The organism is Bradyrhizobium sp. CCBAU 45394 (assembly GCF_028128655.1).
Lineage (GTDB): Bacteria > Pseudomonadota > Alphaproteobacteria > Rhizobiales > Xanthobacteraceae > Bradyrhizobium > Bradyrhizobium diazoefficiens.
Genome location: NZ_LBIX01000175.1, coordinates 196,561 through 222,891 on the forward strand (window position 1 = coordinate 196,561; position 26,331 = coordinate 222,891).

Annotated in this window: 27 protein-coding genes; 12 read left to right on the top strand and 15 right to left on the bottom strand. The window is 64.9% G+C overall.

What is annotated here, in order from left to right:
- Complete coding sequence (locus tag WN73_RS36230) at window positions 1-1,395, bottom strand: OmpA family protein (RefSeq protein WP_011083904.1); 1,395 nt, start codon at window positions 1,393-1,395, stop codon at window positions 1-3.
- A 165-nt stretch (window positions 1,396-1,560) separates the two neighbouring features.
- Here WN73_RS36230 and WN73_RS36235 point away from each other — a divergent pair, with 165 nt between their 5' ends.
- Window positions 1,561-2,619, top strand: coding sequence for a polysaccharide deacetylase family protein (locus WN73_RS36235; RefSeq protein ID WP_271557017.1), 1,059 nt, complete (start codon window positions 1,561-1,563; stop codon window positions 2,617-2,619).
- Window positions 2,620-2,741: 122 nt separating this feature from the next.
- Window positions 2,742-3,542: an SDR family NAD(P)-dependent oxidoreductase gene (locus tag WN73_RS36240; RefSeq protein ID WP_060909410.1), complete on the top strand. Its 801-nt coding sequence runs from the start codon at window positions 2,742-2,744 to the stop codon at window positions 3,540-3,542.
- 196 nt (window positions 3,543-3,738) lie between these two features.
- Here WN73_RS36240 and boxB read toward each other — a convergent pair whose 3' ends face one another.
- The 5 genes from boxB to WN73_RS36265 all read right to left on the bottom strand — a co-directional run bounded on the left by boxB (window position 3,739) and on the right by WN73_RS36265 (window position 10,035).
- Window positions 3,739-5,190 (bottom strand): benzoyl-CoA 2,3-epoxidase subunit BoxB, encoded by a 1,452-nt coding sequence (gene boxB / locus WN73_RS36245; RefSeq protein WP_011083901.1) that lies wholly within the window; start codon window positions 5,188-5,190, stop codon window positions 3,739-3,741.
- Between the two features lie 14 nt (window positions 5,191-5,204).
- Window positions 5,205-6,893, bottom strand: a complete 1,689-nt coding sequence (boxC, locus tag WN73_RS36250; RefSeq protein ID WP_271557022.1) for a 2,3-epoxybenzoyl-CoA dihydrolase — start codon at window positions 6,891-6,893, stop codon at window positions 5,205-5,207.
- A gap of 111 nt (window positions 6,894-7,004) precedes the next feature.
- Window positions 7,005-7,523 carry a DUF309 domain-containing protein gene (locus WN73_RS36255; protein ID WP_271557023.1) on the bottom strand — a complete coding sequence of 173 codons (519 nt, stop codon included), beginning with the start codon at window positions 7,521-7,523 and terminating at the stop codon, window positions 7,005-7,007.
- A 21-nt stretch (window positions 7,524-7,544) separates the two neighbouring features.
- Window positions 7,545-8,363, bottom strand: coding sequence for an alpha/beta fold hydrolase (locus WN73_RS36260; RefSeq protein WP_171463734.1), 819 nt, complete (start codon window positions 8,361-8,363; stop codon window positions 7,545-7,547).
- Window positions 8,364-8,493: 130 nt separating this feature from the next.
- Entirely contained in the window at window positions 8,494-10,035 is a 1,542-nt protein-coding gene (locus WN73_RS36265) for a benzoate-CoA ligase family protein (protein ID WP_011083897.1), read from the bottom strand.
- A gap of 121 nt (window positions 10,036-10,156) precedes the next feature.
- Between WN73_RS36265 and WN73_RS36270 the strand changes: the two genes are divergently transcribed.
- The 4 genes from WN73_RS36270 (at window position 10,157) to WN73_RS36285 (ending at window position 13,151) form a co-directional block, all read left to right on the top strand.
- Window positions 10,157-11,065 (top strand): helix-turn-helix transcriptional regulator, encoded by a 909-nt coding sequence (locus tag WN73_RS36270; RefSeq protein ID WP_011083896.1) that lies wholly within the window; start codon window positions 10,157-10,159, stop codon window positions 11,063-11,065.
- A gap of 266 nt (window positions 11,066-11,331) precedes the next feature.
- Window positions 11,332-11,724 (top strand): group II truncated hemoglobin, encoded by a 393-nt coding sequence (locus WN73_RS36275; RefSeq protein WP_161533006.1) that lies wholly within the window; start codon window positions 11,332-11,334, stop codon window positions 11,722-11,724.
- A 58-nt stretch (window positions 11,725-11,782) separates the two neighbouring features.
- Window positions 11,783-12,628, top strand: a complete 846-nt coding sequence (locus WN73_RS36280) for a helix-turn-helix domain-containing protein (protein ID WP_271557026.1) — start codon at window positions 11,783-11,785, stop codon at window positions 12,626-12,628.
- A 13-nt stretch (window positions 12,629-12,641) separates the two neighbouring features.
- Window positions 12,642-13,151, top strand: a complete 510-nt coding sequence (locus WN73_RS36285) for a VOC family protein (protein WP_333925646.1) — start codon at window positions 12,642-12,644, stop codon at window positions 13,149-13,151.
- A gap of 91 nt (window positions 13,152-13,242) precedes the next feature.
- Here WN73_RS36285 and WN73_RS36290 read toward each other — a convergent pair whose 3' ends face one another.
- Both WN73_RS36290 and WN73_RS36295 read right to left on the bottom strand, forming a co-directional pair.
- Window positions 13,243-13,575 carry a PRC-barrel domain-containing protein gene (locus WN73_RS36290; RefSeq protein ID WP_028172723.1) on the bottom strand — a complete coding sequence of 111 codons (333 nt, stop codon included), beginning with the start codon at window positions 13,573-13,575 and terminating at the stop codon, window positions 13,243-13,245.
- Between the two features lie 71 nt (window positions 13,576-13,646).
- Window positions 13,647-14,432, bottom strand: a complete 786-nt coding sequence (locus WN73_RS36295) for an IclR family transcriptional regulator domain-containing protein (protein ID WP_011083891.1) — start codon at window positions 14,430-14,432, stop codon at window positions 13,647-13,649.
- A 115-nt stretch (window positions 14,433-14,547) separates the two neighbouring features.
- Between WN73_RS36295 and WN73_RS36300 the strand changes: the two genes are divergently transcribed.
- The 3 genes from WN73_RS36300 (at window position 14,548) to WN73_RS36310 (ending at window position 18,225) form a co-directional block, all read left to right on the top strand.
- The gene (locus WN73_RS36300) at window positions 14,548-15,906 is read left to right on the top strand and encodes an aromatic ring-hydroxylating dioxygenase subunit alpha (protein WP_271557029.1); all 1,359 of its coding nucleotides are present in this window, start codon (window positions 14,548-14,550) and stop codon (window positions 15,904-15,906) included.
- A gap of 136 nt (window positions 15,907-16,042) precedes the next feature.
- Window positions 16,043-17,479: a glutamine synthetase family protein gene (locus WN73_RS36305; protein WP_271557031.1), complete on the top strand. Its 1,437-nt coding sequence runs from the start codon at window positions 16,043-16,045 to the stop codon at window positions 17,477-17,479.
- A gap of 332 nt (window positions 17,480-17,811) precedes the next feature.
- On the top strand, window positions 17,812-18,225 hold the full coding sequence (locus tag WN73_RS36310; RefSeq protein WP_271557033.1) for a hypothetical protein: 414 nt from the start codon (window positions 17,812-17,814) through the stop codon (window positions 18,223-18,225).
- 192 nt (window positions 18,226-18,417) lie between these two features.
- Here the strand turns inward: WN73_RS36310 and WN73_RS36315 are convergent, their stop codons facing one another.
- The 7 genes from WN73_RS36315 to WN73_RS36345 form a co-directional block, all read right to left on the bottom strand.
- The gene (locus WN73_RS36315) at window positions 18,418-19,131 is read right to left on the bottom strand and encodes an ABC transporter ATP-binding protein (RefSeq protein WP_271557035.1); all 714 of its coding nucleotides are present in this window, start codon (window positions 19,129-19,131) and stop codon (window positions 18,418-18,420) included.
- A complete protein-coding gene (locus tag WN73_RS36320) occupies window positions 19,124-19,891 on the bottom strand; it encodes an ABC transporter ATP-binding protein (RefSeq protein WP_271557037.1) in 768 nt (255 codons plus the stop codon). Before WN73_RS36320 ends, WN73_RS36315 begins: the two co-directional genes overlap by 8 nt.
- Window positions 19,884-20,828, bottom strand: coding sequence for a branched-chain amino acid ABC transporter permease (locus WN73_RS36325; protein WP_011083885.1), 945 nt, complete (start codon window positions 20,826-20,828; stop codon window positions 19,884-19,886). The genes WN73_RS36320 and WN73_RS36325 overlap by 8 nt, the downstream gene beginning before the upstream one ends.
- Window positions 20,825-21,742 carry a branched-chain amino acid ABC transporter permease gene (locus WN73_RS36330; protein WP_011083884.1) on the bottom strand — a complete coding sequence of 306 codons (918 nt, stop codon included), beginning with the start codon at window positions 21,740-21,742 and terminating at the stop codon, window positions 20,825-20,827. The genes WN73_RS36325 and WN73_RS36330 overlap by 4 nt, the downstream gene beginning before the upstream one ends.
- 312 nt (window positions 21,743-22,054) lie before the next feature.
- Window positions 22,055-22,273: a hypothetical protein gene (locus tag WN73_RS36335; protein WP_060909418.1), complete on the bottom strand. Its 219-nt coding sequence runs from the start codon at window positions 22,271-22,273 to the stop codon at window positions 22,055-22,057.
- Between the two features lies 1 nt (window position 22,274).
- Entirely contained in the window at window positions 22,275-22,934 is a 660-nt protein-coding gene (locus WN73_RS36340) for an acyl-homoserine-lactone synthase (RefSeq protein ID WP_271557041.1), read from the bottom strand.
- Window positions 22,935-23,017: 83 nt separating this feature from the next.
- Complete coding sequence (locus WN73_RS36345; protein ID WP_011083882.1) at window positions 23,018-23,746, bottom strand: helix-turn-helix transcriptional regulator; 729 nt, start codon at window positions 23,744-23,746, stop codon at window positions 23,018-23,020.
- A gap of 166 nt (window positions 23,747-23,912) precedes the next feature.
- Here WN73_RS36345 and WN73_RS36350 point away from each other — a divergent pair, with 166 nt between their 5' ends.
- The 3 genes from WN73_RS36350 to WN73_RS36360 all read left to right on the top strand — a co-directional run bounded on the left by WN73_RS36350 (window position 23,913) and on the right by WN73_RS36360 (window position 26,300).
- Window positions 23,913-24,089, top strand: a complete 177-nt coding sequence (locus WN73_RS36350; protein ID WP_165448134.1) for a hypothetical protein — start codon at window positions 23,913-23,915, stop codon at window positions 24,087-24,089.
- A 249-nt stretch (window positions 24,090-24,338) separates the two neighbouring features.
- On the top strand, window positions 24,339-25,277 hold the full coding sequence (locus WN73_RS36355; RefSeq protein WP_011083880.1) for a LysR family transcriptional regulator: 939 nt from the start codon (window positions 24,339-24,341) through the stop codon (window positions 25,275-25,277).
- A 144-nt stretch (window positions 25,278-25,421) separates the two neighbouring features.
- The gene (locus WN73_RS36360) at window positions 25,422-26,300 is read left to right on the top strand and encodes a shikimate dehydrogenase (RefSeq protein ID WP_011083879.1); all 879 of its coding nucleotides are present in this window, start codon (window positions 25,422-25,424) and stop codon (window positions 26,298-26,300) included.
- The last annotated feature ends 31 nt before the right edge of the window (window positions 26,301-26,331 follow it).

Below are 26,331 nucleotides of genomic sequence, written 5' to 3' on the forward strand. Positions count from 1 at the left end.
TCACCTCACCAGAAATTCGATGCGGCGGTTCTGCGCCTTGCCGTCGTCGGTGTCGTTGCCGGCGACGGGCTGCGTGCTGCCATAGCCGATCGCGGTGAAGCGGCTGGCGGGCAGGCCGGCCTTGACCAGATAGTCGATCACCGCCTGCGCGCGCTTCTCCGAGAGTGCCTGGTTGAACGCGTCCTCACCGTCGGCATCAGTGTGCCCGGCGACGTCGATATTGGTGGTGGGACAGCGCAGCGCCGTCTCGATCAGATGGTCGAGGATTCCCGCCGAGTCCGGATCGATGTCGGCGCGCTTGGTGGCGAAGCGGATCTTGCCCTTATTCAGGAGCTCGGAGAACAATTGCTGGCAGACGGTGCCGTCGACCGGGCCTGCCGCGGGCTTCACCGTGATTTCCGGCTTGTACTGCCAGTTTTTCGGGAAGTCCTTGCCAAGGCCCGCGCGGATATCGTTGCCGGCGCCTTCATAGAGCGCATCGCCCGACAGCTTCACCTCGCGATCGGACACCACGAGCGTGCCGGTCGACAGCCGCGACAGCGCCCCGAGCGCTGCGACCACGGCGGGGTTGAAGGCGCCGGGGGCGCCGAGGCTGGCCTTGAGATTGTCGACGACCTTCTCGTTGAAGAATTTTCGCGACGCGCTGGTTGCGATCGCCGCGTGGACGTTGTTGTCGGGAACATAGCCGGTCAGCGTCACGGTCGCGGCAACCGGATCCTTGTAGGCCTGGAAGATATAGGGCGGCGCCTTGATGTCGTTGGCGGCGATCAAGAACCCTTCCGGCAAGTTCTTCAGCGCGGCCGCGATCGCCTCGCGTCCGCCGAGATCGCGCGCCATGCCCGACAGGTTGATCTTGGTGTCGGAGATCGTGATCTTGCCGTCCTTGAGCTTGCCGATCTGGTCGAGCAGCAGCATCGCGGCGGCCTCGAAGCGCGGCGGCGCGCCACGTGCCAGCCCCATCTGATCGGCGACCTCGACGCCGCCGACCTCCTTGCGTGCCGCCTCCGTCAGGCGGGCCTTGATCGACGGCAAGGGCGCGGAGCCCGACAGCGTCACCCGCACCACGTCACGCTCGGCGTTCCAGACGAAGGGTTTTGCCTCGGCAACGAGGCGGGTCCGGTCGTCGACCAGGCGCACGCCCGGGACGATCTCCACCGCCATTACCGCGTCCCGGCGCCCTTCCTCGGAAAAGGCGTCCGCGGCCAGGCTGACATCGCGGCCGTCCACCGCGATCCGGGTCTTGTCCAGAACGGTCTCCTTGAGCGCCGCCGAGCTGCGGGCGGACAGGTCCGCCTCGACCGGTAAGGTGTTATTCCAGGCCGCAAATCCCCACATGACGGCCAGGGGGATCAGCCCTGGCCACCATTTGCTGGCCCACCTGAAAAGCTTCTGCATTCGACGACCCGAACTCTGGAACCGGAGACAAAACAAACCCTTGGCAGGCTGTCAAACCGGAAATGGCGGCCCTCGCAAGGCCTTTGCGTGGACAATTGGAATAACTTTTTCTTCAAGGGTTCTTCCGTAAGTTGAGGACGGAATGCCAGAGTCCGCCAGCGGGTCATGAAACAACTTCGTAACAACGTCATCCGCGCCGGGCTGGGAGCACTCTATTTCAGCGGGGCGCACCACCTGTTGCGCCCGCTTTTGTCGGGCGTCGGCGCCATTTTCATGCTTCACCACGTGCGGCCGGCTCGCGAGGCCACGTTCCAGCCGAACCGACATCTCGAAGTCACTCCGGATTTCCTGCGCGCGACGCTGAGCCATCTGCGCTCGCGCGACATAGACATCGTCAGCATGGACGAGCTGCATGAGCGGCTGGTGCAGGGCAGGTTCACCCGCCGCTTCGCCGCCTTCACCCTCGACGACGGCTATCGCGATAATCTGGACTATGCGCTGCCGGTGCTGCGCGAATTTGACGCGCCTTTGGCGGTCTACGTCGCCAGCGATTTCGCCGAGGGCACGGGGCGGCTGTGGTGGACCGCGCTGGAGGCCGTGATCGCCAGGGCCGAGCAGATCGAGGTGCAGATCGGCAATTCCGCGCTGCGGCTCGACGCGACGACGCCTGCCGCGAAACAGGCGGCGTTCGACCGCCTGCATGACTGGCTGCGCGCGCTGCCGGGCGAGCACGATCTCGCGCGCGAGATCGCAGCGCTCTGCGCCAGGCACGGCGTCGACATGGAAGCGCTGTGCCACACCCTCTGCCTGTCCTGGGACGGGGTGAAGCAGCTGGCCGCAGACCCGCTGGTCACGATCGGCGCGCACTCCATCAGCCATTGCAATCTCGCCAGGCAGAGCGAGGAGATCGCCGCGCAGGAGATGGCGGTGAGCCGCACGCGGATCGAGCGGGTGCTGGAGCGTCCCGTGCTGCACTTCGCCTATCCCTATGGCGACCGCGAGGCGGCCGGGATGCGCGAATTTGCGCTGGCCGCATCGGCCGGCTTTAAGACCGCGGTGACGACGCGGCCCGGCATGCTGTTCGCCGAGAACGCCGGCCACATGACCGCGCTGCCGCGCATCTCGCTCAACGGCAACTACCAGGACACGCGGATCCTGCCGGTGCTGACCTCGGGCGCCGCGACCGCGATGTGGAACGGCTTTCGCCGGATTGCGGCGGCTTAAGTTTCTGTCGTCCACCGCTATCACCGCAATCTCTGCCGTCGTTCTGGCGAAGGCCAGGTCGACGACAAGATTGACTCCCTCCCCCTCCCCGCCCAAAACGAGCGCCACCAAAGGGAGGTACCATGTTCAACGATCTGTTCTCGCTCAAAGGCCGCATCGCACTCGTGACCGGCGGCTCGCGCGGCATCGGCAAGATGATCGCGGCGGGCTTCCTCGCGCAAGGCGCGGCGAAGGTCTACATCACCGCGCGCAAGGCCGGCCCGTGCGAGGCGACGGCGAAAGAGCTCTCGGCTCTCTATGACGGCGAGTGCATCGCGCTGCCGATCGACATCTCGACCGTCGAAGGCTGCGACAAGCTCGCCGGCGAAATCATCAAGCTGGAGCCGAAGCTCGACATCCTCGTCAACAATGCCGGCGCCGCCTGGGGCGCTGAGTTCGACGAATTCCCGGAAAGCGGCTGGGACAAGGTGATGGACCTGAACGTCAAGTCGCTGTTCTTCCTGACCAAGGCGCTGGCGAAGCCGCTGCGCGCGGCGGCAAGCGCGGAACATCCGGCCAAGGTCATCAATATCGCCTCGGTCGACGGCATCTTCGTCAATCCGAGCGAGACCTATTCCTACGCCGCCAGCAAGGCCGCCGTGATCCATCTGACCCGGCGCATGGCGACGAAACTGATCAAGGACAACATCAACGTCACCGCGATCGCGCCGGGCGCGTTCAAGTCCGACATGAACCGGGCCGCGCGCGACCATGCGGACGACGTCGCCAAGCGCATTCCGGCGCGGCGCATCGGAACCGACGAGGACATGGCAGGGGTCGCGATCTATCTCGCCTCGCGTGCGGGCGATTACGTGGTCGGCAACACCATCGCCGTCGACGGCGGCGTGGTCTACGCCAATGCCGGGCTGGAGATCGCGGGGTAGGCGTCGCGCGTCAGGGGATTAGGGAGGGCAGGCGGCGGCGCCTCACACTCCGCTGTCATGCCCCGGCTTGACCGGGGCATCCAGTACGCCGCGGCTTCTCGGTATCCTTGCGTTGTCTCTGGAATACTGGATCACCCGCTTTCGCGGGTGATGACAGTCTTCGTATGGCGCGGTCGTCGCGTCTCGCAGGCCGCGCCTACGACTCGATCTTCACGTACTCGAAATCGCCGGGCTTGTTGTCGATGCCGACTTTCGGCGGCGAGATCCAGGAGGCGAACTTGCCGGTTTCGGTGACGGGCTGCATCAGCGAGGTGATGAAGTCGCCGTCGGCTGTCGAAGGCAGCCACTCGTCCTTGCGCTTCGCCCAGGTCGCATCGTCGATCAAAATGCCATCGGGCGTCGCATGGACGTCCTTGAACTCGCCGATGTGGCGGTGGAAGGCGACGTTGGGCAAGGTCAGCTTGAAGTCGTAGCCCGCGGTCGAGATCACCTTGTTCCAGCGCAGCATGCCCTTGACGCAATCCTGGCTATAATCGTCGCGCAGGCGCATGTTGAGCGCAGTCAGCGCCGGCTCGTCGACCAGCTTGATCTCGCCGTTGATGAACTTCAGCACCGGATAGGTGGCGTTCTTGAGCTGGTGATCGTCCTCGATCTGGGTCTCGTGATAGCGGCCCTTGATGCCGGCATTGAAGGCGTTGGCCGCGTTGGTCGAGACCTCCGAGCCGAACAGGTCGAGCGACAGCGTGTAGTGCAGGTTCAGCTTCTTCTGGATGGTCGGAAGATCAATGACGCCGAGCGCGCGGACTTTTGCGATGTCGGTGGGATCGGTGATGCCGGCTTCGCGCATCGCATCGCAGGTGCGCTGCACGACGCGGGTGATGCCGGTCTCGCCGACGAACATGTGGTGGGCTTCTTCCGTGAGCATGAAGCGGCAGGTGCGCGACAAGGGATCGAAGCCCGACTGCGCGAGGCTGTGCAGCTGCATCTTGCCGTCGCGGTCGGTGAAGTAGGTGAACATGAAGAAGGACAGCCAGTCCGGCGTCGCCTCGTTGAAGGCGCCGAGCATGCGCGGCGCGTCCGCGTCGCCGGAGCGGCGGCGGAGCAGATCGTCGGCCTCCTCGCGGCCGTCGCGGCCGAAATATTTCTGCAGCAGATACACCATCGCCCAGAGGTGACGACCCTCTTCCACGTTGACCTGGAACAGGTTGCGCATGTCGTAGAGCGAGGGCGCGGTCTTGCCGAGATGGCGCTGCTGCTCGACCGAGGCGGGCTCGGTGTCGCCCTGGATCACGATCAGGCGGCGCAGCATGGCACGATGCTCGCCCGGCACTTCCTGCCAGGCCGGCTCGCCAAAATGCTCGCCGAACGGAACGACGCGATTTTCTTCCTGCGGCGCAAGCAGGATGCCCCAGCGATATTCGGGCATGCGGACATAGTCGAACTTGGCCCAGCCGCGCGGATCGACGGAATAAGCGGTGCGCAAATAGACCAGCGACTCCTGGAAGCCTTCCGGCCCCATGTCGCTCCACCAGTCCATGTAGCCGGGATGCCAGCCTTCGAGTGCCTTCAGCACCTGGCGGTCTTCGGCGAGGTTGACGTTGTTCGGAATCTTGGTCGAGTAGTCGACGTTCATGATGTTCATGTTCATGGCCGTGCTTCTCCCTAAACTCTTGTCATATCGAATTTCGGCTTCTGGCCGCTGCCGTAACGGCGGAGCGCGCCCTCCTCGCCGACCGCGTTCGGGCGCTGGAAGATCCAGTTCTGCCAGGCAGTGAGGCGCGCGAAGATCTTTGATTCCATCGTCTCCGGGCCGACGAAGCGGAGGCTCGCTTCCATGCCGGTGAGGCTGTCGGGCGAGAAGCTGGCGCGCTCCTCCAGAAACACGCGGACCTCGTCGTCCCAGTCGATGTCGTCGAGCGCGAAGGTGACGAGGCCGAGCTCCTCGGCCTCTTCGGCGTCCAGGCTCGTGCCGATGGTGGCTTCGGCGCGTTCCAGATCGGCCGGGTCGGCCTGGAAGCGAGACTGAAGCCGCGTCAAACCATGGCTCATCGGATACGGGCCAAAATTCATCGCCGACAGCTCGATCGCGGGCGGCGGGCGGTTGTCGCCCTGGCGGGTGCCGATCAGCATGTAGGAGCGGTCGGCGGCGAAGACGAGCTCGGCGAGCGTGCCGGCAAAGCAGGAGCCGGGCTCGACCAGCGTCACCAGCGTGCGCGAGGTGACGTCGATACGCTTGAGCACGCGCTTCCAGTAATGCCTGATCTCGTTGACCAGCCAGTGCGCCTTGTTGGCTTCAAGGAAGGCATCGGATGCGAGCACATGGGCGCGGTCGCCATGGCTCTTGAACACCAGCATGGCGATCTCGAGCTCGTTGATGCGCAAGTGCAGGATGGCATCGTCGAGCTCGCGCGCGACCTGGAGCGGCCAGAATGCAGCGCCCTGCGCCATCATGCCGTCGATGTCGGCCGGCGGCGCCGCCTCCGGCGCCTTAATCGAGATGGTGGCGATGCGGGCGGCACGATCGACGTCGACGGTGACGAAGCCGTAGCGCAGGCTGGTCTCGTCGATGATGCGCCTGAGCGGCGTCAGCGCAATGCCCTTGCCGCTGCCGCTGCGCCTGGAGGCCGCGGAAAATTCCTTGACGCGCTCGGCGATCCTGCCTTCCAGCTTCGAGTTCGGCGCGATCTCGTCGACGAGACGCCACTGCACGGCGCGCTTGCCTTTCACGCCTTCCTCGATGGTGCAGAAGAAGTCGGCATGGTCGCGGCGCACCTTGCGCTTGTCGACGACGCGGGTGAGGCCGCCGGTGCCCGGCAGCACCGCGAGCAGCGGCACTTCGGGCAGCGCCACCGAAGAGGCACCGTCGTCGGCGAGGAGGATGTGGTCGGTCGCGAGCGCGAGCTCATAGCCGCCGCCGGCGGCCGAGCCGTTCACCACGGTGATGAAGCGCTGGCCGGAATTCTCGGACGAATCCTCCATGCCGTTGCGGGTCTCGTTGGTGAACTTGCAGAAATTGACCTTGTGGGCGTGGGTCGAGCCCGCGAGCATGCGGATGTTGGCGCCGGCGCAGAACACCCGGTTCTTGGCCGAGCGCATCACCACGACCTTCACCTCGGGATGCTCGAAGCGCAGCCGCTGGATCGCATCGGCAAGCTCGATGTCGACGCCGAGGTCGTAGGAATTGAGCTTGAGCAGATAGCCCTCGAACAGGCCGCCGTTCTCGTCGACGTCCATGGTCAGGGTCGCGACGTCACCGTCGACCGCGAGCTTCCAGTGCTTGTAGCGGGACGGTTCGGTCTGGAAATCGATGAATGTCGCGCCGCCTGCGAGGCGCCGATCTTCCCCGGCCATGGGCCACCCTTGAGTTCGTCTTGGTTTTAACGTTAGATGCACAATAGTGCATATTTCAGAGCGCGTCTAGTCCTTAGCAGCCAATACATGCACTTTGTTTCATGCCAGCGCCTAGGATCGCACGATGGCGCCGAGTGCGATCCAGTCGGCCTTGGAGAGCTGGGGACGACCGAGCTTGGCCTGGAGCAAGGCCGTCAGCGCAGCAATGGGAAAGCTCTCGACAAAGCCGTCGCCGGCCGCCGCCTTGCGCGAGCTCAGCGCGCGCAGCTCCGCCAGCGCATCGCCAAACAGCCGTGCCGCCGAATGCGACCTTTGCATGCGCAGCCGCAAATTCGCATTGGCGATGCGGATGCAGGCCCGCAGCAGAATGCGCTCGCGGCCGCCTTGGGGCGCTGCGGCCCACACCGCCTCCAGCACCTCCTGCGCTTCCCAGAAATAGCCGCGGTCGTTGAGCGCGAGCCCGTAGCGCAGCGCCGGATGGCGCGCCGGCACATGGCCGCGAAACGCCGAAGGCACCAGCGCCTTGGCCATGGCGAGCGTCTCGTAGTCGGCATCGAGCCCGGCCTCGCCCGGCACATAGGCCCATTGCGGCCACGGCAGCGGGCCGCTCGCATTCGGCGGCGCACTCATGCGAGGTGCGCCTCCGCAACATCATGCGGCGCGTCCCTGAAGTCCCTGATCGTCGCGCAGGGCCGCCTTTGCAAATTGCTCAATTGCGTCAAGCGTCGCCCCCGGCGCTTCACGATGCGGGGAATGGCCCGCGCCTGAAATAATTTTCAAATCTACCGGACAATAACACTCTTCCTGCGCGATTTCGACCTGGCGCAGTGTGCCATATTGGTCGTCCACGCCTTGCAGGACCATGACAGGGACGCGGATATAGGCGAGGTATTCGGAGATGTCCCAGTCGCGAAATTTCGGATCGAGCCAGGCGCCGTTCCAACCGTAGAAGGCGTTGTCGACGTCCTTGTGCCAGCGCGCGAGCTTCGGCTTGAGATCGGTGGTCTCATAGGCGGTCTTGATCGCGGCGATGGATTTCACCGAGATGTCCTCGACGATGAAATGCGGCGCGATCAGCACGAGGCCGTTCAGGCGATGATCCTGGTGCGCGCCGGCGTAGATCGTCGCGATCGAGGCACCGTCGGAATGGCCGAGCAGGAGGCCGCGCCTGAAGCCGATCGCATCGAGCAGTTTCGGAAGCACCTCCAGCGCCTCGCGGTGCATGTAATCCAGCGGCCGCGGCAGCGCGACCGGGCTCGACTGCCCGTAGCCCGCACGCGAATAGACGAAGATGCCGGCACCGGTCGCCTCTCGAAGCTGTTCCGGGAAGTCGCCCCAGAGCCCGACCGAGCCGAGACCTTCGTGCAGCATGACGATGGTCGGTGCCTCCGCTGATTGCGGCGCGAGCCATTTATATTCGAGGCTGGCGCCACTGACGCTGAGGAAGCCCGTGGGGGTGAGGTTGGTCATGCTGTCGGTTCCATTCATTCCGTCATTTCCGGACAACTCGCAAAGCGAGTTGATCCGGAATCCCGAGATTGCAGTCTGCGGATCGAGATTCCGGGTTCGCGCTTCGCGCGCCCCGGAATGACGAAGCCAATCAATTCGCCCCTTCCCGCAGCTTGAACCGCTGGATCTTCCCCGTCGCCGTTTTCGGCAGCGAGTCCACCACGTCGATCCAGCGCGGATATTTCCACGGGCCGATCTTCTGCTTGACGTGCTCCTTCAGCATCTCCTGCAAGTTCGCGGTCTTCGCGCCCTGACGCAGCACGACGAAGGCTTTCGGCTTCAAGAGGCCTTCCGGATCGGCCTCGGGCACGACGGCGGCTTCCAGCACCGCCGGGTGCGTGATCAACGCGCTCTCGACCTCGAACGGCGAGACCCAGATGCCGGAGACCTTGAACATGTCGTCGGCACGGCCGCAAAAGGTGTAGCGGCCCTCGGCGTCGCGGACATATTTGTCGCCGGTCCGGGTCCACGGGCCCTCGAAGGTGCGGCGACTCTTGTGGCGCTGGTTCCAATAGCCTTCGCCGGCGGAGGGCGCATCGACCAGCAGCTCGCCGACCTCGCCGTCGGCGACGTCCTGGCCGGCCTCGTTGACGAGCCGCACCGCATAGCCCGGCACCGGCTTGCCGGAGGAGCCGTATTTGATGTCGCCGGGCGCATTCGACAGGAAGATGTGCAAGAGCTCGGTCGAGCCGACGCCGTCGAGAATGTCGACGCCGAAGCGCGCCTTCCAGCTGTTGCCCACAGACTCGGGCAATGCCTCACCGGCCGAGGTGCAGATGCGCAAGCTCTTTCCGCCACGCTCGCTCTTCATCGTCTCGTCGTTGAGCATCGCCGCGAACAAGGTCGGCACGCCGTAGAAGATCGACGGGTTATAGCGGTTCATCAGGTCGAACATGCGCGCCGGAGTCGGGCGCTCGCTGTTCAGCACGACGGTTGCGCCGACCGACATCGGGAAGGTCAGCGCATTGCCGAGACCATAGGCGAAAAACAGCTTTGCGGCGGAGAGGCAGACGTCGCTCTCGCGAATGCCGAGCACCTGCCTGGCGTAGGTGTCCGCAGTCGCCTGCAAGTTCGAATGCAGATGGCGCACGCCCTTGGGCATGCCGGTCGAGCCGGACGAATACAGCCAGAATGCCGGCTCGTCCGGATGAGTCGCGGCGGTGGTGAACTGGTCGCTCTCATCAGCGAGCTCCTCGGCGAGCTGCTTGTGGCCATTCTGCTTGGCGCCGGAGACGACGACATGCTCGAGATCCGGCATGCGGCCGACGACGTCCCTGATGACGGGATAGAGCGCTTCGGAAACGAACAGCACGCGGGCACGGCAGTCGGCGAGGATGTAGGCGTACTGGTCCGCGGTCAGCAGCGTGTTGAGCGGCACCGGCACGATGCCGGCGCGGATCGCGCCCAGGAACACGATCGGGAAATCGACCGTATCGAGCATGATCATCGCCACGCGCTCCTCGCGGCGGACGCCGAGACGGCGCAGCATGTTGGCGGCGCGGCGGCTCTCGCGCTGGAGCTCGCCATAGGTCAGCCGCGAGACGGTGTCGTCGAAGGCGAGCTTGTTGCCGCGCCCCTCCTCGACGTTACGGTCGAGCAGCCAGGTCACCGCGTTATAGGATCCCTCGCTCACGGACTTCTCCCCTGAATTTAGAATTATAATTCATAGAAAGACACCGCGGCGGCTTGCTGTCAATGCCAGCAGGCATTATGTTTCATTAAAACGCGCCGCAGGACATCTGTAAAGAAGGCTCATGACCGACAGTCCCGACGCTGAATCCCGCTTCCTCGAACAGCTCGGCCAGCGTGTGCGCACCACGCGCGCACTGCGCGGCATGTCGCGCAAAGTGCTCGCCAAGGTATCAGGAATCTCGGAGCGCTACATCGCGCAGCTCGAAAGCGGCAAGGGCAATGTCTCGATCGTGCTGCTCCGCCGCGTCTCCGACGCGATGGGCGCGCATCTCGAAGATCTGCTGCCCAGCGCCGATCCGACGCCGGACTGGCAGATGTTTCGCGATCTCCTGCGCAAGGCGACGCCCGCGCAGATCGCGCAGGCCAAGGACGTGCTCGCCGGCGGCAGCGCATCCGCGCCGCGGCGCGCCCCGTTCTGCGGCATCGCGCTGATCGGCCTGCGCGGCGCCGGCAAGTCCACGCTCGGCAAGATCCTGGCGAAGAAGGTCGGCTGGAGCTTCGTCGAGCTAAACAAGGAGGTCGAGCAGCAGAACGGCCTCTCGGTCGCCGAGATCATCGCGCTGTACGGCCAGGAAGGCTTTCGCCGCATGGAGCAGGCGGCGCTGCAACAGCTGCTCGCGCGCAACGAGCTGATGGTGCTGGCGACCGGCGGCGGCATCGTCTCCGAGCCTTTGACCTTCGACCAGATCCTGTCGTCGTTCTACACGATCTGGCTGAAGGCCGAGCCCGAGGAGCACATGGCTCGCGTCCGCCGCCAGGGCGACCTGCGCCCGATGGCGGACGACCGCTCCGCGATGGCCGAGCTGCGCAACATCCTCTTGAGCCGCGAGCCGCTGTACTCGCGTGCGACGGCGGTGGTGGACACGGCGGGCCTCTCCGTCGATGCCGCCGCCGCGCGCCTGATCGACGCGGTGCGCCCGGTGCTCCAGAACGAAGCGCGCAGCTTTGGTCTGCGCAGCGTGGCGCTGTAGGTCGTTTCGAGCTCGCTACAGCTACACACTCCACTGTCGTCCCGGACAAGCGCGCCACAAGCGCGCGCCGATCCGGGACCCATACCCCCAGGGAGAAGTTGTTGCGCGAGCTGGTAACCACGAGTCATCGCAAAACTACCCCCTGTGGTTATGGGTCCCGGATCAGCGCTCCGCTTCGCTGCGCTTGTCCGGGACGACAGCAAGGATTTTGCGCGACCTCCGGCAACACTGTATCAACGACCAGCAAGCAAGCCTCGAGACAAATGATGACCGATAGCGACGTCGCAATCTCCATGTTCGAGCGGATCGGCGGCAGTGCCACGATCGACCTTCTGGTCGATCGCTTCTACGAACGGATGGATACGCTGCCGGAGGCGCAAGTCATCCGCGCCATGCATGCAGCCGATCTCGGCCTGATCAGGGACGTGCTGAAGCGCTATCTCACCGAATGGACCGGCGGCCCAAGACTCTATTCCGTCGACAAGGGACACCCACGGCTGCGCCAGCGTCACATCGGCTTTGCCATCGGCGATGCCGAACGCGATGCGTGGCTCACCTGCATGCGCGGCGCGCTGGAGGAGACGGTCACGGACGCTGCCGCGCGGCAGGACCTCGACAAGGCGCTGTCCGGCCTCGCCGACTGGATGCGCAACCGCTAGCCACCACACGGGCAAGGCGGGGCGCGCCGTCCACTTGGAGGGGCACCGCTGCGGCGCTATGCTGCGCGCGATGGACGCTGCCGCAAACCCCGATGTCATCCGTCGGCCCGCCTCGCCACGCCTTGCGCGGCTGGTCTCCAGCATCTCGTTCTATCGCGAGCGCGGCGTCGGGTTGGCCGGCTTCCGGCACGCAGCGCCGCTTGCGCTGCCTCTTCTCGTGAATTTGGGGACACCCTTCCGTATTGCACTTGGGCGCGAGCCGGATGTTGCCGACGCTCAGCCGAGTTTCGCGGCTGGTCTCTTTCCCGGACCGGTCCTTATCGAATCCGATGGCCGCGCCGAATGCGTTCAGGTCGATTTCACCCCGCTTGGAGCGTATCGCTTCTTCGGAGGAGCAGTGCCGGATCTGACCGCGCGCATGGTCGGTCTGGACGACATTCTGGGACGGGAAGGCGAGAACCTCCGCGCCAGGGTTGCCGAGGCGGTCGGATGGCAGCGACGATTTGAGATCGTGGAAGACTTCGTGCATCGTCGCGCCGTGCATGAGCCCTCGCCGGCGATCGCTTTCGCCCTCGATACGCTCTGGCGACGGGCAGGCGCGGTCCGGATCACCGAGCTTGCCACCGACATAGGCTGGAGCCGCAAGCATCTGGCGCGCCGCTTCCACAACGAGATCGGCGTGCCGCCGAAGACAATGGCCCAGATGCTGCGCTTTCATCGGGCCTGCTCACTGGCCCGCACGGACGGGACAGGCGGCTGGGCAGCCGTCGCGGCAGACGCCGGCTATGCCGACCAGGCGCATCTTGCCCGCGACTTCCGGCTATTCAGCGGCGAGACGCCGACCGGATGGGCCGCGCGGCTCGATCTTGCGGATCCACGCCTGATGCGGGACGGCGGCGGGTAGCGTCCGGTCCCATTTGTTCAAGCCGGACTGGTGCGATCGAACTAGGCTTGGCGCTGCAATAGACCTGGATAATTTCCCGGAGAATTTCATGAACCAGCAGAATGGCTATGAAGCACCGCGCCTGTACCACACCATGCGCTGCAAGGATCCGGAGGCGATGATCGCTTGGCTGAAAAACGTTCTCGGCTTCGCCGAACGCGTGGTCTATCGCAAGGAGGGCACGGTCGTTCACGCCGAATTGGCATTTGGATCATCAATCCTCATGCTCGGTGCGCATCGCGATGATGCGTACGCAAAGCGGGTCGGCGACATCGGCGGCCACCGTACGGATGCCATTTATCTGGCTGTCGATGATCCCGACGCACTCTATGAGAAGGTGAAGGCGTCCGGTGCGACGATCGAAATGGAGCCCTACAATACCGATTATGGCAGCCGCGATTTCGCGGCGCGCGATCCCGAGGGCGGCCTCTGGAGCTTTGGAACCTATTGGCCCAAGGTCGGCGAAGAGTCGCTGCCGGGATAGGCCAGACGGTTGCTTCGGATGCCGCTCGGTGGGCGGGGCAATGCTCAATCGAGCCCGCAAGAGCGATGCGGCTGCGAACCCGTCCGGCTCTTCAGACCGACCAGTAATTCGGATGCGGGTAGGACCGCGAGCGGTCGCCCCAATCGAACTCGTCGCCATCGAACTCGCATGGACCGCTGCTGAACTCGTCCATCGTCAGCTCGACCTGGAACGCCTGACGGCCGCGATCGTATTTCAGCGCGCTCCACTGCACCGGATAATGGTGATGAGCACCGAGCAGCCCGCCGGTCTTGATCACGGCATAGGCGACCATTCCGCTGACCTTGTCGAGCATCAGCCGCTCGATCGTGCCGAGCTTCGTGCCGTCGCGCCCGTAGACGGCGACGTGCTCCACGCGATCACTGGGAACCATGGTGTGTTGCATGGCATCCTCCCTGTTCTCTTGTGCCGCGCGCATTATAGCCTGCCAGGCAGGAAGAGCGAAGTGCGCTGTAGCTACAGCAACTGCGAACGCACTGCTTCGGCGCCCTCGCGCAGCAGCGGCAGGAAGCGGTCGATCAGCTCCTGCGCCGGCACGCGGTCGACATGGGCGCCCATGTTGACGGCGGCGACGATCACACCATCGTAGCGCCGCACGGGAACCGAGATCGAGCGGAAATGCGGCTCGGCCTCGCGATCGACCAGCGAATAGCCCTGCGCACGGTCGGCCGTAATGCGCGCGAGCAGCGCCTTGGGATCGGTCACCGTCTGCGGCGTCAGCGCTTCGCGCGTCATTGTCTTCAGGCGCGGGGCGAGCTCGGCATCATCGAGCTGGCCGAGCATGGCGCGGCCGACCGACGTGCAGAACGCCGGCAGGCGGTAGCCGATCTCGAGCCCGCCTGAAAACATCCGCGCCGGACTGCTGCGCGCGACGAACACGACGTCGTCGCCATCGAGCACCGCGAGCGATGAAATTTCATTTGCCGCGGTCGCAACGCGATCGAGCACCGGTTGCAGAACCGCGACGAGCTGGTTGGAGCGCAGATACGAGGCCGCAAGGGTCAGCACGTGCGGCGTCAACGTGAACAGCTTGCCGTCACCACCGACGAAGCCGCCACGCTGGAGCGTGAACAGCATCCGCCGGGCGGTGGCGCGCGGAAGATCAGCGGCGCGGGCGAGGTCGCTCAGGGTCATCGGGCCGACCGTCGTGCCGAAGCATTGAAGCAGGCGCAGGCCGCGATCGAGGCTTTCGACGAAATCCGTCGCACGCTCATCGGTCTCGCTTCGCTTCAGCTTGGGCATGGCGTCGGGACTTTCCTGCAAAATAGTGCTTGCTGCCGATCCTAGGCATGTCATAATTCGCCCATTCGTTCAATAGGCGAACAAACGCCACTCCGAGATATGGGATGCACTCGCCATGATGAGCCAGGAGCAGAACGACCTGATCACCCGCACCGGGCCCAAGGACCCCTGCGGAAAGCTGATGCGGAGCTACTGGCAGCCGGCGGCGCTGGTCGACGAGCTGGAAGGCGCGCGGCCGATCCGCCCCGTGCGACTGCTCGGCGAAAATCTCGTGCTGTTCCGCGACGAGCGAGGGCGCTACGGCCTGATCGATCGCCACTGCGCGCATCGCGGCGCCGACCTCGCCTTCGGGCGGCTCGAGCATGGCGGCCTGCGCTGCGCCTTCCACGGCTGGCTGTTCGACGCCACCGGCCAGTGCATCGAGACGCCGGCAGAGCCGAAGGATTCAAAGCTCTGCCAGAACATCCGCCAGCGCTCGTATCCGGTCGTGGAGAAGAGCGGCATCCTCTGGGCTTATCTCGGCGAGGGTGAGCCGCCTGCATTCCCCGAGATCGACTGCTTCGTCGCGCCTGATACTCACACGTTCGCGTTCAAGGGCCACATGGCCTGCAACTGGCTCCAGGCGCTCGAGGTCGGGATCGATCCCGCGCACGCATCCTACCTGCATCGCTTCTTCGAGGACGAGGACACCTCCACCGCCTACGGCAAGCAGTTCCGCGGCGCCTCCGCGGGCAGCGACCTGCCGATGACGAAGATCCTGCGCGAATACGACCGTCCGATCATCAATGTCGAGCACACCGAATACGGCCTCCGGCTGATCGCGCTGCGCGAGATCGACGAGGAGCGCACCCATGTGCGCGTCACCAACCAGCTGTTCCCGCACGGCTTCGTCATCCCCATGAGCACGGAGATGACGATCACGCAGTGGCACGTGCCTATCGATGACGAGAACTGCTACTGGTACGCGATCTTCACCAGCTATTCGAATCCGGTCGACAAGCAGAAGATGCGCGACCAGCGGCTCGAGCTCTATGAGCTGCCCGATTACAAGTCGCGCAAGAACCGCAGCAACGATTACGGCTTCGATCCGCACGAGCAGCAGACCGCGACCTATACCGGCATGGGCAACGACATCAACGTCCACGACCAGTGGGCGGTGGAGTCGATGGGCGCGATCCAGGACCGCACCAAGGAGCACCTCGGCCAGAGCGACAAGGCAATCGTGCAATACCGGCGCCTGCTGCGGCAGGAGATCGAGAAAGTCAGCGGCGGCGAGAAGCCGATGCTGTTCCTCGACGAGGCCAACGCGCGCAGCATCCAGGGACCGGCGACCATGGACGGCATCGGGCCGACGCGGGGCTGGGAGACCTACTGGATGGAAGTCGACGTTAAGCGCCGCCGCGGCGCGCCGTGGACCGCGCCGGTGCCCAAGGAGATCGAAGGCAAGGTGCATCGGCTGACGGCGGCGGAGTGATTTTTGGGGCATCGTCATTCCGGGGCGATGCGATAGCATCGAACTATGGTGCGCACTTGCGCACCTGGGAATCTCGAGGTTCCGGGTCTGGTCCTTCGGACCATCCCGGAACGACAGCTATCGGGGAGCAATAGCAGTGACTTTCGTCGCGCGTCATGCGCTGTGGTCGGATGAACAGAAGGACGCGGCGCAACGCATGCGCCGCATCGTCGAGGAGAAGAACCTCGAGGTCATCCGCCTCGCCTTCCCCGACCAGCACGGCATCCTGCGCGGCAAGACCATCATCGCCGCGGAGGCGATCGCCTCGCTGGAGAGCGGCTGCTCCATCACCACCACCATGCTCGCCAAGGACACCTCGCACCGCACGGTGTTCCCGGTGTTCACATCGGGCGGCGGCTTCGGCATGAAGGAGATGGAGGGCGCAGCCGACGTGCTGATGGTCGCCGATCCCACCACCTTCCGCGTGCTGCCCTGGGCGTCGACCACGGGCTGGGTGCTGTGCGACCTCTACTTCAATGATGGCCGCCCGGTGCCGTTCGCAACGCGCGGGCTTTATCGCAAGGTGCTCGATGAGCTTGCTGGCCGCGGCCACGATTTCGTCGCCGGGCTCGAGGTCGAGTTCCACATCTTCAAGCTCGACGATCCGCATATGCGTGCGGAGGACGCCGGCCAGCCCGGGACGCCGCCCTCGGTGAGCCTGCTCAGCCACGGCTACCAGTACCTCACCGAGCAGCGCTTCGATCAGATGGAGCCGGTGCTGGAGATCCTGCGCCGCGACGTCGTCGCACTCGGCCTGCCCTTGCGATCGGTCGAGGTCGAGTTCGGGCCAAGCCAGTGCGAGTTCACCTTCGCGCCGAGGAAGGGCCTCGAGCCCGCCGACAACATGGTGCTGTTCCGCTCGGCCGTGAAGCAGATCGCGCGGCGCCACGGCTATCACGCCACTTTCATGTGCCGCCCCAAACTGCCGAACCTGTTCGCGAGCGGCTGGCATCTGCACCAGTCGATCGTCTCGCGCACCAGCGGCGAAAACCAGTTCATGGCGCAGGCAGGCGGCGAGCCGCTCAGCGCGTTCGGCCGCGCCTACCTCGCCGGCCTGCTCGACCACGCCCGCGCGTCCACCGCATTCACCACCCCGACCATCAACGGCTACAAGCGCTATCGCTCCTATTCGCTGGCGCCCGACCGCGCGATCTGGGGCCGCGACAATCGCGGCGTGATGATCCGCGTGCTCGGGGCTGCCGGCGATGCCGCCACGCGCCTTGAGAACCGCATCGGCGAGCCGGCTGCCAATCCCTATCTCTACATGGCCTCGCAAATCCTCTCCGGCCTCGACGGCGTCGATCGCAAGCTCGATCCCGGCCCGTCGGCCGACACCCCCTACGAGACCAAGGCGCCGCTGCTGCCGAAGTCACTGCGCGATGCGGTTGCGGCGCTGAAGGACGATCCGTTCTTCCGCGAGAAGTTCGGTGCGGAGTTCGTCGACTACTACACCCACATCAAGAACGCCGAGATCGACCGCTTCCTCGCCGAGGTCACCGACTGGGAGCACCGCGAATATTTCGAGATATTCTGACACCCCTCTCGACGGGCGGCCCTGGGGAGCACCATAGCGCACGGCTCACGCCGCTGTGAGGCGACTTCGTCCCGCCTGTTCCGACGACATCTCCGCACCATCCGACGAAGCCATTTTCCTCCCCCCTCGAAAACCGCCGGAAAGACACGGGGTCTAGAGTTCCTGCCGATGATCAACAACGGAGTTCGGTCATGTTGGGTCGATTGTTCAGTCTGATCTATCGCTTGTCCTGCCGGGCCACCCTGATCGAAATCGGCACGCACCACCTGTCGCGTTAGGCGCCGGCGCATGCGAATTGGGTAAGACATATTGGCCAGATAACGGGGGTTCTCATGCGCAAGCTGATCCTGATCGCCGTGATGTCGCTGCTCGCAACCGAGGCCTATGCCGGTGGTCCGCGGAGCCTGAGCCTTGCGGCAACCAATTCGAACCAGCAGGCCACCGAGCCGCCGGCCGCGACGGCAACCGTGCCGGCGCAGACGACGCAGGCTCCGGCGGCAACGCAGGCGCCAAATCTGCAGACGGCGACGACCGCGCCGACCTCAACACCGCCAGCCGCAATCACTGCTACGACGCCGCCGACAGCAGCCGCACCGGTCGCGACCGGCCCGGTTGCCACGCCCCCCACTCAGTCCACTGCCGCACCGGTGGCCAGCACGACCGAAACGGCGAAGCCAAAGCGCCGCCAGCCGTCCACCGAGGCCCGCGTGATCCGCGAGCTGCACCGGCATGGGATTTATTGGTGACTTGGTTCGCACCCCGGCGTCGTCCTGGCGAAAACCAGGACCCATTACGCCAGGGAGGGGTTTGGCGAAGACTGGCGGTTCGGAACTGATACCACATGAAATAGATAGACCTCGCGGTATGGGTCCTGGCCTTCGCCAGGACGACACCGAGAGATCGGCGGGAGCGCTCTGCCCCTCACCTCGCCGAGCCCGCTAGATCCCCAGATATTTGTGCTGCAGATCCGGCTCGGCCATCAGTTCGTCCGACGTGCCGCTCCACACCGTCTTGCCGCGCTCGATGATAAAGTGGCGGTCGCAGATGCGGGCGAGGTGATCGACGTTCTTGTCGACGACCAGGATCGACTGGCCCCGGCTTTTGAGCAGCGACAGGCAGTTCCAGATTTCTTCGCGGATCAATGGCGCAAGGCCCTCGGTCGCTTCGTCCAGAATGAGGAGCTTCGGATTGGTCATCAGCGCGCGGCCGATCGCCAGCATCTGCTGCTCGCCGCCGGAGAGCTGGTTGCCCATGTTCGACGCGCGTTCGGCGAGGCGCGGGAACATCACGTAGATGGCCGCGAGCGTCCAGGGATTGCTGCTGCCGAAGCGGTCGGCCGCCGCCGCGACCAGGTTTTCGCGCACGGTGAGGTTCGGGAAGATCTGGCGTCCCTCGGGCACCAGGCCGACGCCGAGTTTTGCGATCCTGTAGGACGGCTGCGTTCGCACCTCGGAGCCCGCAAAACGGATGCTCCCGGCGCGCGCCGGTGTCAGGCCCATGATGGAGCGGATGGTCGTAGTCTTGCCCATACCGTTGCGGCCCATCAGCGAGACCATCTCGCCCGGCTTGATCGACAGCGACAGGCCGAACAACACCTGGGAGAGGCCGTAGCAGGTCTCGATGCCGTCAACGTCGAGCAGCAGGTCAGCCATGGTGCGTCACCACATGCTGGTCGCCGAGATAGGCGCGCCTGACGTCCTCGTTGGCGCGGATCGCGGCCGGATCGCCCGAGGCGATGACGCGGCCATAGACCAGCACCGAGATGCGGTCGGCCAGCGCGAACACCGCCGGCATGTCGTGCTCGACCAGCACGATCGAGACCTCCCTGCGCAGCTCCTGGAGCAACTTGACCATGCGCTGGGATTCGGTGACGCCGAGGCCGGCCATGGGCTCGTCGAGCAGGAGTAATTTCGGTTTGCTGGCCAGCGCGACCGCAAGCTCCAGCTCCCGGCGTTCGCCATGGCTGAGCCTCGACACCACGACGTCGGCGCGATGCAACAGACCGACGCGATCGAGCGCGGAATGGGCGGCGTCGCGCAGGCCCTTTTCCTTGCGCGCGCTGGCGAAGAAGCGGAACGAGGTGCCGGCATGGGCCTGCGCCGCCAGCGCGACGTTGTCGGCGGCGGTGAAGTCGAGCAGCAGCGAGGTGATCTGGAACGACCGCGCCAGCCCCAGCGCGCAGCGGCGATAGGCCGGCAGGTAGGTGATGTCGCGCCCGCCGAGCGAGACGCTGCCGGAATGCGGTTCGAGATGCCCGGTGAGCTGGCTGATCAGCGTGGTCTTGCCGGCGCCGTTCGGGCCGATGATGGCGTGCAGCTCGCCGGCCGCGACGTCGAGCGAGACGTTGTCCGTTGCAATGATGCCGCCGAAGCGGCGAACCAGCTTCTCGACGCGGAGCAACGGTTCAGCCACGGCCAGCCCTCCCGAGCATGCCCATGATGCCGCCGCGCCCGAACAGCACGATCAGCAGCAGTAGCGGCCCCATGATCAGCGCCCAATATTCGGTGATCTGCGACAGGAATTCCTCCAGCAGCAGGAACACCACCGCGCCCATCACCGGGCCGAACAGCGTACCCATGCCGCCGAGGATCACCATCACCATGAGGTCGCCGGAACGCGTCCAGTACATCACGGCCGGGCTGATGAAGTCGGTGTTGTTGGCGAGCAGCGCGCCGGCGAGTCCGCACATCATGCCGGAGATGACGAAGCAGACCAACTGATAGCGCTTGGCGGGAAAGCCGATCGCCTGCATGCGCTGCTCGTTGGAGCGCAGACCCTGCACGACGAGACCGAAGCGCGAATTGACGATGCGCCAGATCAGGAACAGGACGCCGAGAAGACAGGCGAGGCAGAGATAATAGAACTGCACGCGATTGCCGAGATTGATCAGCCCGGAGAAGTCGCTGCGCTTGTAGACGGTGAGGCCGTCGTCGCCGCCGTAACGCGCCAGCCCCGAGGCGACGTAATAGGCCATCTGCGCAAAGGCGAGCGTGATCATGATGAAATAGACACCGCGGGTGCGCAAAGAGAGCGCGCCGATCACCAGTGCGTAGATCGCGGAGGCCGCCAGCGCGACCGGAAACTGGATGAAGCCGCTTCCGACGCCTTCCTGCGCGAGCATGCCGACGGCGTAGCCGCCGATGCCGAGATAGGCGGCGTGGCCAAAGCTCATCATGCCGCCAAAACCCATGATGAGGTTGAGGCTCGCGGCGGCCAGCGCTAGGATGACGATGCGGGTGAACAGCGTCAGGATGAAGACGTTGCCGGATGCTTGCGAATAGAGCGGCAGCAGCACGAGGCCTGCCAGCATCAGGGCCGTGACGGCCTTGCTCACCGTGAAAGCCTTCATCGACGGTTGGCCGGAAACAGCCCCTCCGGCCGCACCACCAGCACGATCGCCATCACAAGATAGATCAGCATGGACGACAGCGCGGGCGCGGCGGTGGAGGCAGCGGCGCCGCTGAGCACCTGCCGCAGCAGGTTCGGCAGGAAGGCGCGGCCGAGCGTGTCGATCATGCCGACGAAGATCGCGGCCAGGAACGCGCCGCGGATCGAGCCGATGCCGCCGATCACGATGATGACGAAGGCCAGGATCAGGATGTTCTCGCCCATGCCGATCTGCACGGTGAGGATCGGCGCCTGCATCAGGCCGGCAAGGCCGGCGAGCGCGGCACCGAGACCGAACACCAGCGTGTAGAGCAGCTTGATGTTGATGCCGAGCGCGCCGATCATCTCGCGGTTGGAGGCGCCGGCCCGGATCAGCATGCCGATGCGGGTGCGCATCACGCCGAGATAGAGCAGCAGCGCGACCAGCAGCGCCACCACGATGATGGCGAGGCGATAGGCGGGATAGTGAATGCCGGGCAGGATCGGCACCGGCACGGTGAGCCAGGCCGGCAGCGGCAGCGCCAGGCCTGCCGGGCCCCAGATCAGCCGCACGGCTTCATTGAAGAACAGAATCAGGCCGAAGGTCGCGAGCACGTGGTCGAGATGGTCGCGGCCGTAGAGATGCCGCAGCGCCGTCATCTCGAGCACGATGCCGAGCACGAGCGTTGCGCCGAGCGCCATCAGCGCACCGAGCAGGAAGCTGCCGGTCCAGGCCGCGAAGGTCGCGGCGAAATAGGCGCCCATCATGTAGAGCGAGCCGTGCGCGAGGTTGACGAGATCCATGATCCCGAACACCAGCGTCAGGCCGGCGGCGAGCAGGAACAGCAGCAGGCCGAACTGCAATCCGTTCAGAAACTGTTCGACGACGAGCAGCATCAAGACTCTTTCAGGCGCACGCAGCGTCGCGCCGATGTTCGAACACGGTCGCCATCAGTGAAAGAGCTCCCCCTGCCTCTTCAAGGCCGAAAAATGGGTAATGGCAGTATCGTTCAGAGGCAAGAGCGATTTGACACCAAACATGCACTTTGTTGCATCCCGGCGCACACGGCCGAAACCTGTCCTGCGATGCAAGAAGGCTGCCGCGCAGCATGGGGCAACCTGCCGCACCCAAACGATCACCCTCCCCCCGGGTAGGCCGGGGAGAGGGTGAGGACGTCGTCGGAATGAAAGAAGTGAAGAAGGTTGCGTCTAGTGCGACGTCATCTGCCGGGGAAGATCGTCCGGCTCGGCGAGCACGCTGTTTGCCGTCGAGGCCTCCAGTGCGGCCATCCGGAACAGATAGGCAAGCGTCGTCAGTCCGGAGTCGTCCGCCATCTGCGCCAGCTCGAGCGCCATGTCGGACATGTAGCCGAGATTCTCGTCCTTGATTTGCGCCATGATCTGGCTGTCCCGCATCATATTCGACATTTCAGGCGCTCTTTCGTTGCGCGGCAGCGAGGCCGCAAAGGTTGGCACGGGCGACGGCGTCCAGACGCGGGCCGTCCTGTTGCACGATGGAAGGCATGCCGATGCGATCATGCAGGACATCGAGCGTCTGGCGACGAATGTCGATGGTGGCCGCCATGGTCCAGGCGTTCTCGACCAGAGCCGGCAGGCCGAGCGGCGTCACGACGAAGCCGGCCTCGTGGAAGCGCGGCAACCACCAGGTTTCCATGATCGCGCTGACCTGCGCGATTCCCTGGTCGAGGCAGAACTCCTGCACCGCCGCCATCAGTTGCAGGTTGAGCGCACCGTCGCGGCGATCGCGGACAACGAAGTAGCGCGACCATTCCCAGATCAGCGGATCCGAGGGGCAGCCGCGAACCGCCGCCAGATGCGGGAAGACCTCGCTCATCATCGAGGGCTTGGTCGTGGGGTAGAGCCGGTGGCCGCCGACGACGCGTCGTCCCTCCAGCGCAAGCAGATAGACGGTATCCTCGTCGTCATAGGAATCGACCTCGCGGCCATCCGGCCTGCGCAGCGTCTCCCAGTGCCGCTCCTCGACAAAGATGTCATGACGCAGCCGGAAATGCTGCTCGATTACGTCCTCGTATAAGTGGCGATTGACCGCGGAAATTGCGTGAATCATGGAAACCCCCATTCAGCCTCAATGGGGGGCAGCCTCTGCGAAAAGAGGCAGGTTCGATATTGGGAAATTTCCCAGTACGTCGCTTAGGGATTGATGATCTTGTGGCGAATCGCCAGCGCAACCGCATGCGTACGGTTGACCGCACCGAGCTTGCGCGCAGCAGTTGCAAGATGCTCTTCGGCGGTGCGCTGCGTGATGTGCAGGATCTCGCCGATCTCCCAGGCCGACTTGCCCTGCGAGGCCCAGGAGATCACCTCGCGCTCGCGCGGGGTGAGACGCGTCGACGGATACGGCGTCGGCTCGAGCAGACGGCGAATGTGGTCGAAGCCATACATCGCCATCAGGTGCAGCGCCGGCTTGCTGCGGGGATTGAGGTCGAGATGGACGCCGCCGAGCGACACCGCGGCTTCATAGCCGGTGAGCCCGTGGATCGGCACGATGAAGCCGCGCGACATGCGAAAATCGCCGGCGCGGTTCATCACCTCGGCCGCGCTCGGCTCGAGCTCGGCATCATAGGGCGCCTCCGACCACTCGAACGGATTGACCGATTGCCGGCACAGCCGCACCACGGGATCGAAGCGGTCATAGTTGTTCTGAGTGTAGAGATTGAACCATCCCGCCGGCCAGCGCTTGGCGAGCACCATCTGCGCAAACCGCTGATCGGGATTCGGCAATCCCGTCACAATGATAGTTTCGAAGCCGAAACGGCCGAAGGCCGCTTCAAGCGCGTTCATGGCGTCCGGTACCTTGCGATAGACACCCAGGCCTTCGATGAAGTCGAGCGCTTCCCGGCCATAATCGACGGCGGACATCGGTGCGTTTCCTGACCCTCGTCGTCCGCTATAGCACGTATTTGGGGGCTGCCTCAATTCGCTGCTTCCGTAGTTCTCCGGTATCCGCCTGCTCCGAAGCTTTAATCTACTTGTGGAAGAAGGGACGTCAAGTTACACCTGTGACGTACAAAGCGGGAAAACCACGATGGACGACGAGAACATCGCCCTCAACAGCGTGCTCGGCCTGGAATTGAACCGCGTGTTTTTCGCCGTCCGTGAAACGGCAAACAAGCAGAGGATCATCGAGTTCGCGCGCGAGGTGCTACAGAGCGAGCGCGCCGAGTTCGCGAACAGCGTATCGCCCGAAGGGCCGGCGAGCTAGCAGACGACGCCGATGCAACAGATCGCGCCACGCCGCCGCCCTTCCATTTGAACGCGCAGATTTTAGTCGAAACACGCCAACCGCGAAATTACTCCGCCATCATCGTCAGCGAATGAGCGGCGCCCTTACCCTCCCCTGGAGGGCAGGGGAATCGCTCGCTGCGCTGCCATGGCTCGCCATTTGCCGCTGGCTGACCTCGCTTCTCTCGTGAGATGATCGCCGCACGATCCTCTTTCGGAAGCCCGGGACATGATGACGCTGCGCCAGGTTGAAGTGATCCGTGCCGTTATGGTGACGGGCACCATTGGCGGTGCGGCGAAGCTGCTCAACGTCTCGGCGCCGGGGATCAGCCGCCTCGTCAAATACACCGAGCGCTCGCTCGGCATCCGCTTCTTCCAGCGCCAGAACGGCCGCTACTTCCCGACGCCGGAAGCCGAGAACATCTTCGAGCAGATCAACGGCGTCTACAAGAAGGTCGACGACCTCTCCGAGATCATCTCCAAGATCGGCCGCGGCGGCCTGTCGGAATTGCGCATCGGCTCGGTGCCGAGCATCTCGCAGGTGATGGTGCCGCGCGCGATCGAGCGCGTCCGGCGCCGCTATCCCGATCTCGGCATCGACATCAACATCCTCAAGCTCGAGGAGGCCATCGACTATCTCCTGCTCGGCCGCGGCGAGTGCGTGGCGATGAGCTACCGGCTCGAGCATTCCGGGCTCGACTTCCTGCCGCTCGCCTCGGGCGAGCTCTATTGCATCGTGCCGCCCGGCCACGAGCTCGCCGGCCGCAAGCAGGTGTCGGCGGCCGAGATCACCCGCTATCCGCTGATCGGCATCGATCCGAACGACCCCTACGGCCGGATCATGGCCGGGATCTTTTCGCGCAACCGGCTCGATTACAACATCACCATCCGCGCGCGCTTCGGCACCACGGTCTGCGCGCTGGTGAAAGCGGGGCTCGGCATCGCCGTCATCGACCAGTTCACGGTGGCCCATGGCGGCTATCCCGGGATCGAGCTGCTCAAGATCACCGAGCCGACGCGGTTCGACACCTATATCGCGGTGAAGCGCGGCGCACCGCTGTCGCTTCACGTCGAGTATTTCATCGAATCCCTGCGCGCCGAGATGCGCGCGGTCGAGCCGTCCCGCGGCAACGGCAGGGCTGCGCCTGCACGCGGACGGAAGAAATAACATGATGTTAGGTTTGCGGGGCATAAGGGTAATTGTGTTAGGCGAGGGAAAGGCTATCGTCGCACGCGGAAGCCCCCTTGGAATTGCGCAGGTTTCCCCGCTAATGGCCGGGACCGAACGCTCCCAACGAGACGATAGCGAACCATGTCGAAGCGCGGATACGCCGCCAGCAAGAAACTCCTCACCGGCCTGATCGGCGCGCCGATCGCGCATTCCGCTTCCCCCGCCATGCATGAGCGCGCCGCCGAGGCGCTCGGCCTGCGCGGTCACTACCAGCTGATCGAGGTCGCAGGCGCCGACGCGGCCGGACTGAGGCTGATGCTCGAAGGCGTGCGGCGGCTCGGCTTTGCCGGCGTCAACGTGACTTATCCTTACAAGGAAGCGGTGGTCCCACTGCTCGACGCACTGGCGCCGGGCGCCGCCGCGATGGGCGCGGTCAACACCGTCGTTGTCAGGGACGGCCGCCTGACCGGCCACAACACCGACACCACCGGCTTTGCGCGCGCGGTGGCGCCGCTGCTGGCGCCGTCTGGAAATGCGGTTGCCGTGATCGGCACGGGCGGCGTCGGCAAGGCGATCGCCTTCGCACTGGCGAGCCTTGAGGTCGCCGACCTCCGCATCTTCGACTCCGAACCGGCGCGGGCCGAAAAACTTGCCGCACTGCTTGCCAAGCATGGCGGCGCCAGGGTCGCGAAAAGCGTCGAGGACGCGCTCGACGGCGCGACCGGCCTCGTCAACGGCACGCCGGTCGGCATGCTGCCGAACCGCGGCATGCCTGTTCCGGCTGCGCTGCTGCACGAGAAGCTCTGGGTGGCCGACGCCGTCTATTCGCCGCTGATCACGCCGCTGCTGGCCGCGGCGCAGGAGCGCGGCGCGAAGATCATGACCGGGCGGGAGCTTGCGATCTACCAGGCCGCCGACGCTTTCGAACTGTTCACCGGCCTTGCCCCATCGACCGAAGTCATGGGAGAGGCTTTTGACGAGGTGATGGCGGCACGAAGCTCAGCCTATCACGCAGCGTAACCGAAGCGGCCGGACACAAGGCCGCGGACAA

Bases quoted from the DNA above. Each gene is read 5' to 3' on its own strand.
- WN73_RS36230 (WP_011083904.1), bottom strand. From the start codon at position 1,395: ATGCAGAAGCTTTTCAGGTGGGCCAGCAAATGGTGGCCAGGGCTGATC.
- WN73_RS36235 (WP_271557017.1), top strand. From the start codon at position 1,561: ATGAAACAACTTCGTAACAACGTCATCCGCGCCGGGCTGGGAGCACTC.
- WN73_RS36240 (WP_060909410.1), top strand. From the start codon at position 2,742: ATGTTCAACGATCTGTTCTCGCTCAAAGGCCGCATCGCACTCGTGACC.
- boxB (WP_011083901.1), bottom strand. From the start codon at position 5,190: ATGAACATGAACATCATGAACGTCGACTACTCGACCAAGATTCCGAAC.
- boxC (WP_271557022.1), bottom strand. From the start codon at position 6,893: ATGGCCGGGGAAGATCGGCGCCTCGCAGGCGGCGCGACATTCATCGAT.
- WN73_RS36255 (WP_271557023.1), bottom strand. From the start codon at position 7,523: ATGAGTGCGCCGCCGAATGCGAGCGGCCCGCTGCCGTGGCCGCAATGG.
- WN73_RS36260 (WP_171463734.1), bottom strand. From the start codon at position 8,363: ATGACCAACCTCACCCCCACGGGCTTCCTCAGCGTCAGTGGCGCCAGC.
- WN73_RS36270 (WP_011083896.1), top strand. From the start codon at position 10,157: ATGACCGACAGTCCCGACGCTGAATCCCGCTTCCTCGAACAGCTCGGC.
- WN73_RS36275 (WP_161533006.1), top strand. From the start codon at position 11,332: ATGACCGATAGCGACGTCGCAATCTCCATGTTCGAGCGGATCGGCGGC.
- WN73_RS36280 (WP_271557026.1), top strand. From the start codon at position 11,783: ATGCTGCGCGCGATGGACGCTGCCGCAAACCCCGATGTCATCCGTCGG.
- WN73_RS36290 (WP_028172723.1), bottom strand. From the start codon at position 13,575: ATGCAACACACCATGGTTCCCAGTGATCGCGTGGAGCACGTCGCCGTC.
- WN73_RS36295 (WP_011083891.1), bottom strand. From the start codon at position 14,432: ATGCCCAAGCTGAAGCGAAGCGAGACCGATGAGCGTGCGACGGATTTC.
- WN73_RS36300 (WP_271557029.1), top strand. From the start codon at position 14,548: ATGATGAGCCAGGAGCAGAACGACCTGATCACCCGCACCGGGCCCAAG.
- WN73_RS36310 (WP_271557033.1), top strand. From the start codon at position 17,812: ATGCGCAAGCTGATCCTGATCGCCGTGATGTCGCTGCTCGCAACCGAG.
- WN73_RS36315 (WP_271557035.1), bottom strand. From the start codon at position 19,131: ATGGCTGACCTGCTGCTCGACGTTGACGGCATCGAGACCTGCTACGGC.
- WN73_RS36325 (WP_011083885.1), bottom strand. From the start codon at position 20,828: ATGAAGGCTTTCACGGTGAGCAAGGCCGTCACGGCCCTGATGCTGGCA.
- WN73_RS36330 (WP_011083884.1), bottom strand. From the start codon at position 21,742: ATGCTGCTCGTCGTCGAACAGTTTCTGAACGGATTGCAGTTCGGCCTG.
- WN73_RS36335 (WP_060909418.1), bottom strand. From the start codon at position 22,273: ATGTCGAATATGATGCGGGACAGCCAGATCATGGCGCAAATCAAGGAC.
- WN73_RS36340 (WP_271557041.1), bottom strand. From the start codon at position 22,934: ATGATTCACGCAATTTCCGCGGTCAATCGCCACTTATACGAGGACGTA.
- WN73_RS36345 (WP_011083882.1), bottom strand. From the start codon at position 23,746: ATGTCCGCCGTCGATTATGGCCGGGAAGCGCTCGACTTCATCGAAGGC.
- WN73_RS36350 (WP_165448134.1), top strand. From the start codon at position 23,913: ATGGACGACGAGAACATCGCCCTCAACAGCGTGCTCGGCCTGGAATTG.
- WN73_RS36355 (WP_011083880.1), top strand. From the start codon at position 24,339: ATGATGACGCTGCGCCAGGTTGAAGTGATCCGTGCCGTTATGGTGACG.
- WN73_RS36360 (WP_011083879.1), top strand. From the start codon at position 25,422: ATGTCGAAGCGCGGATACGCCGCCAGCAAGAAACTCCTCACCGGCCTG.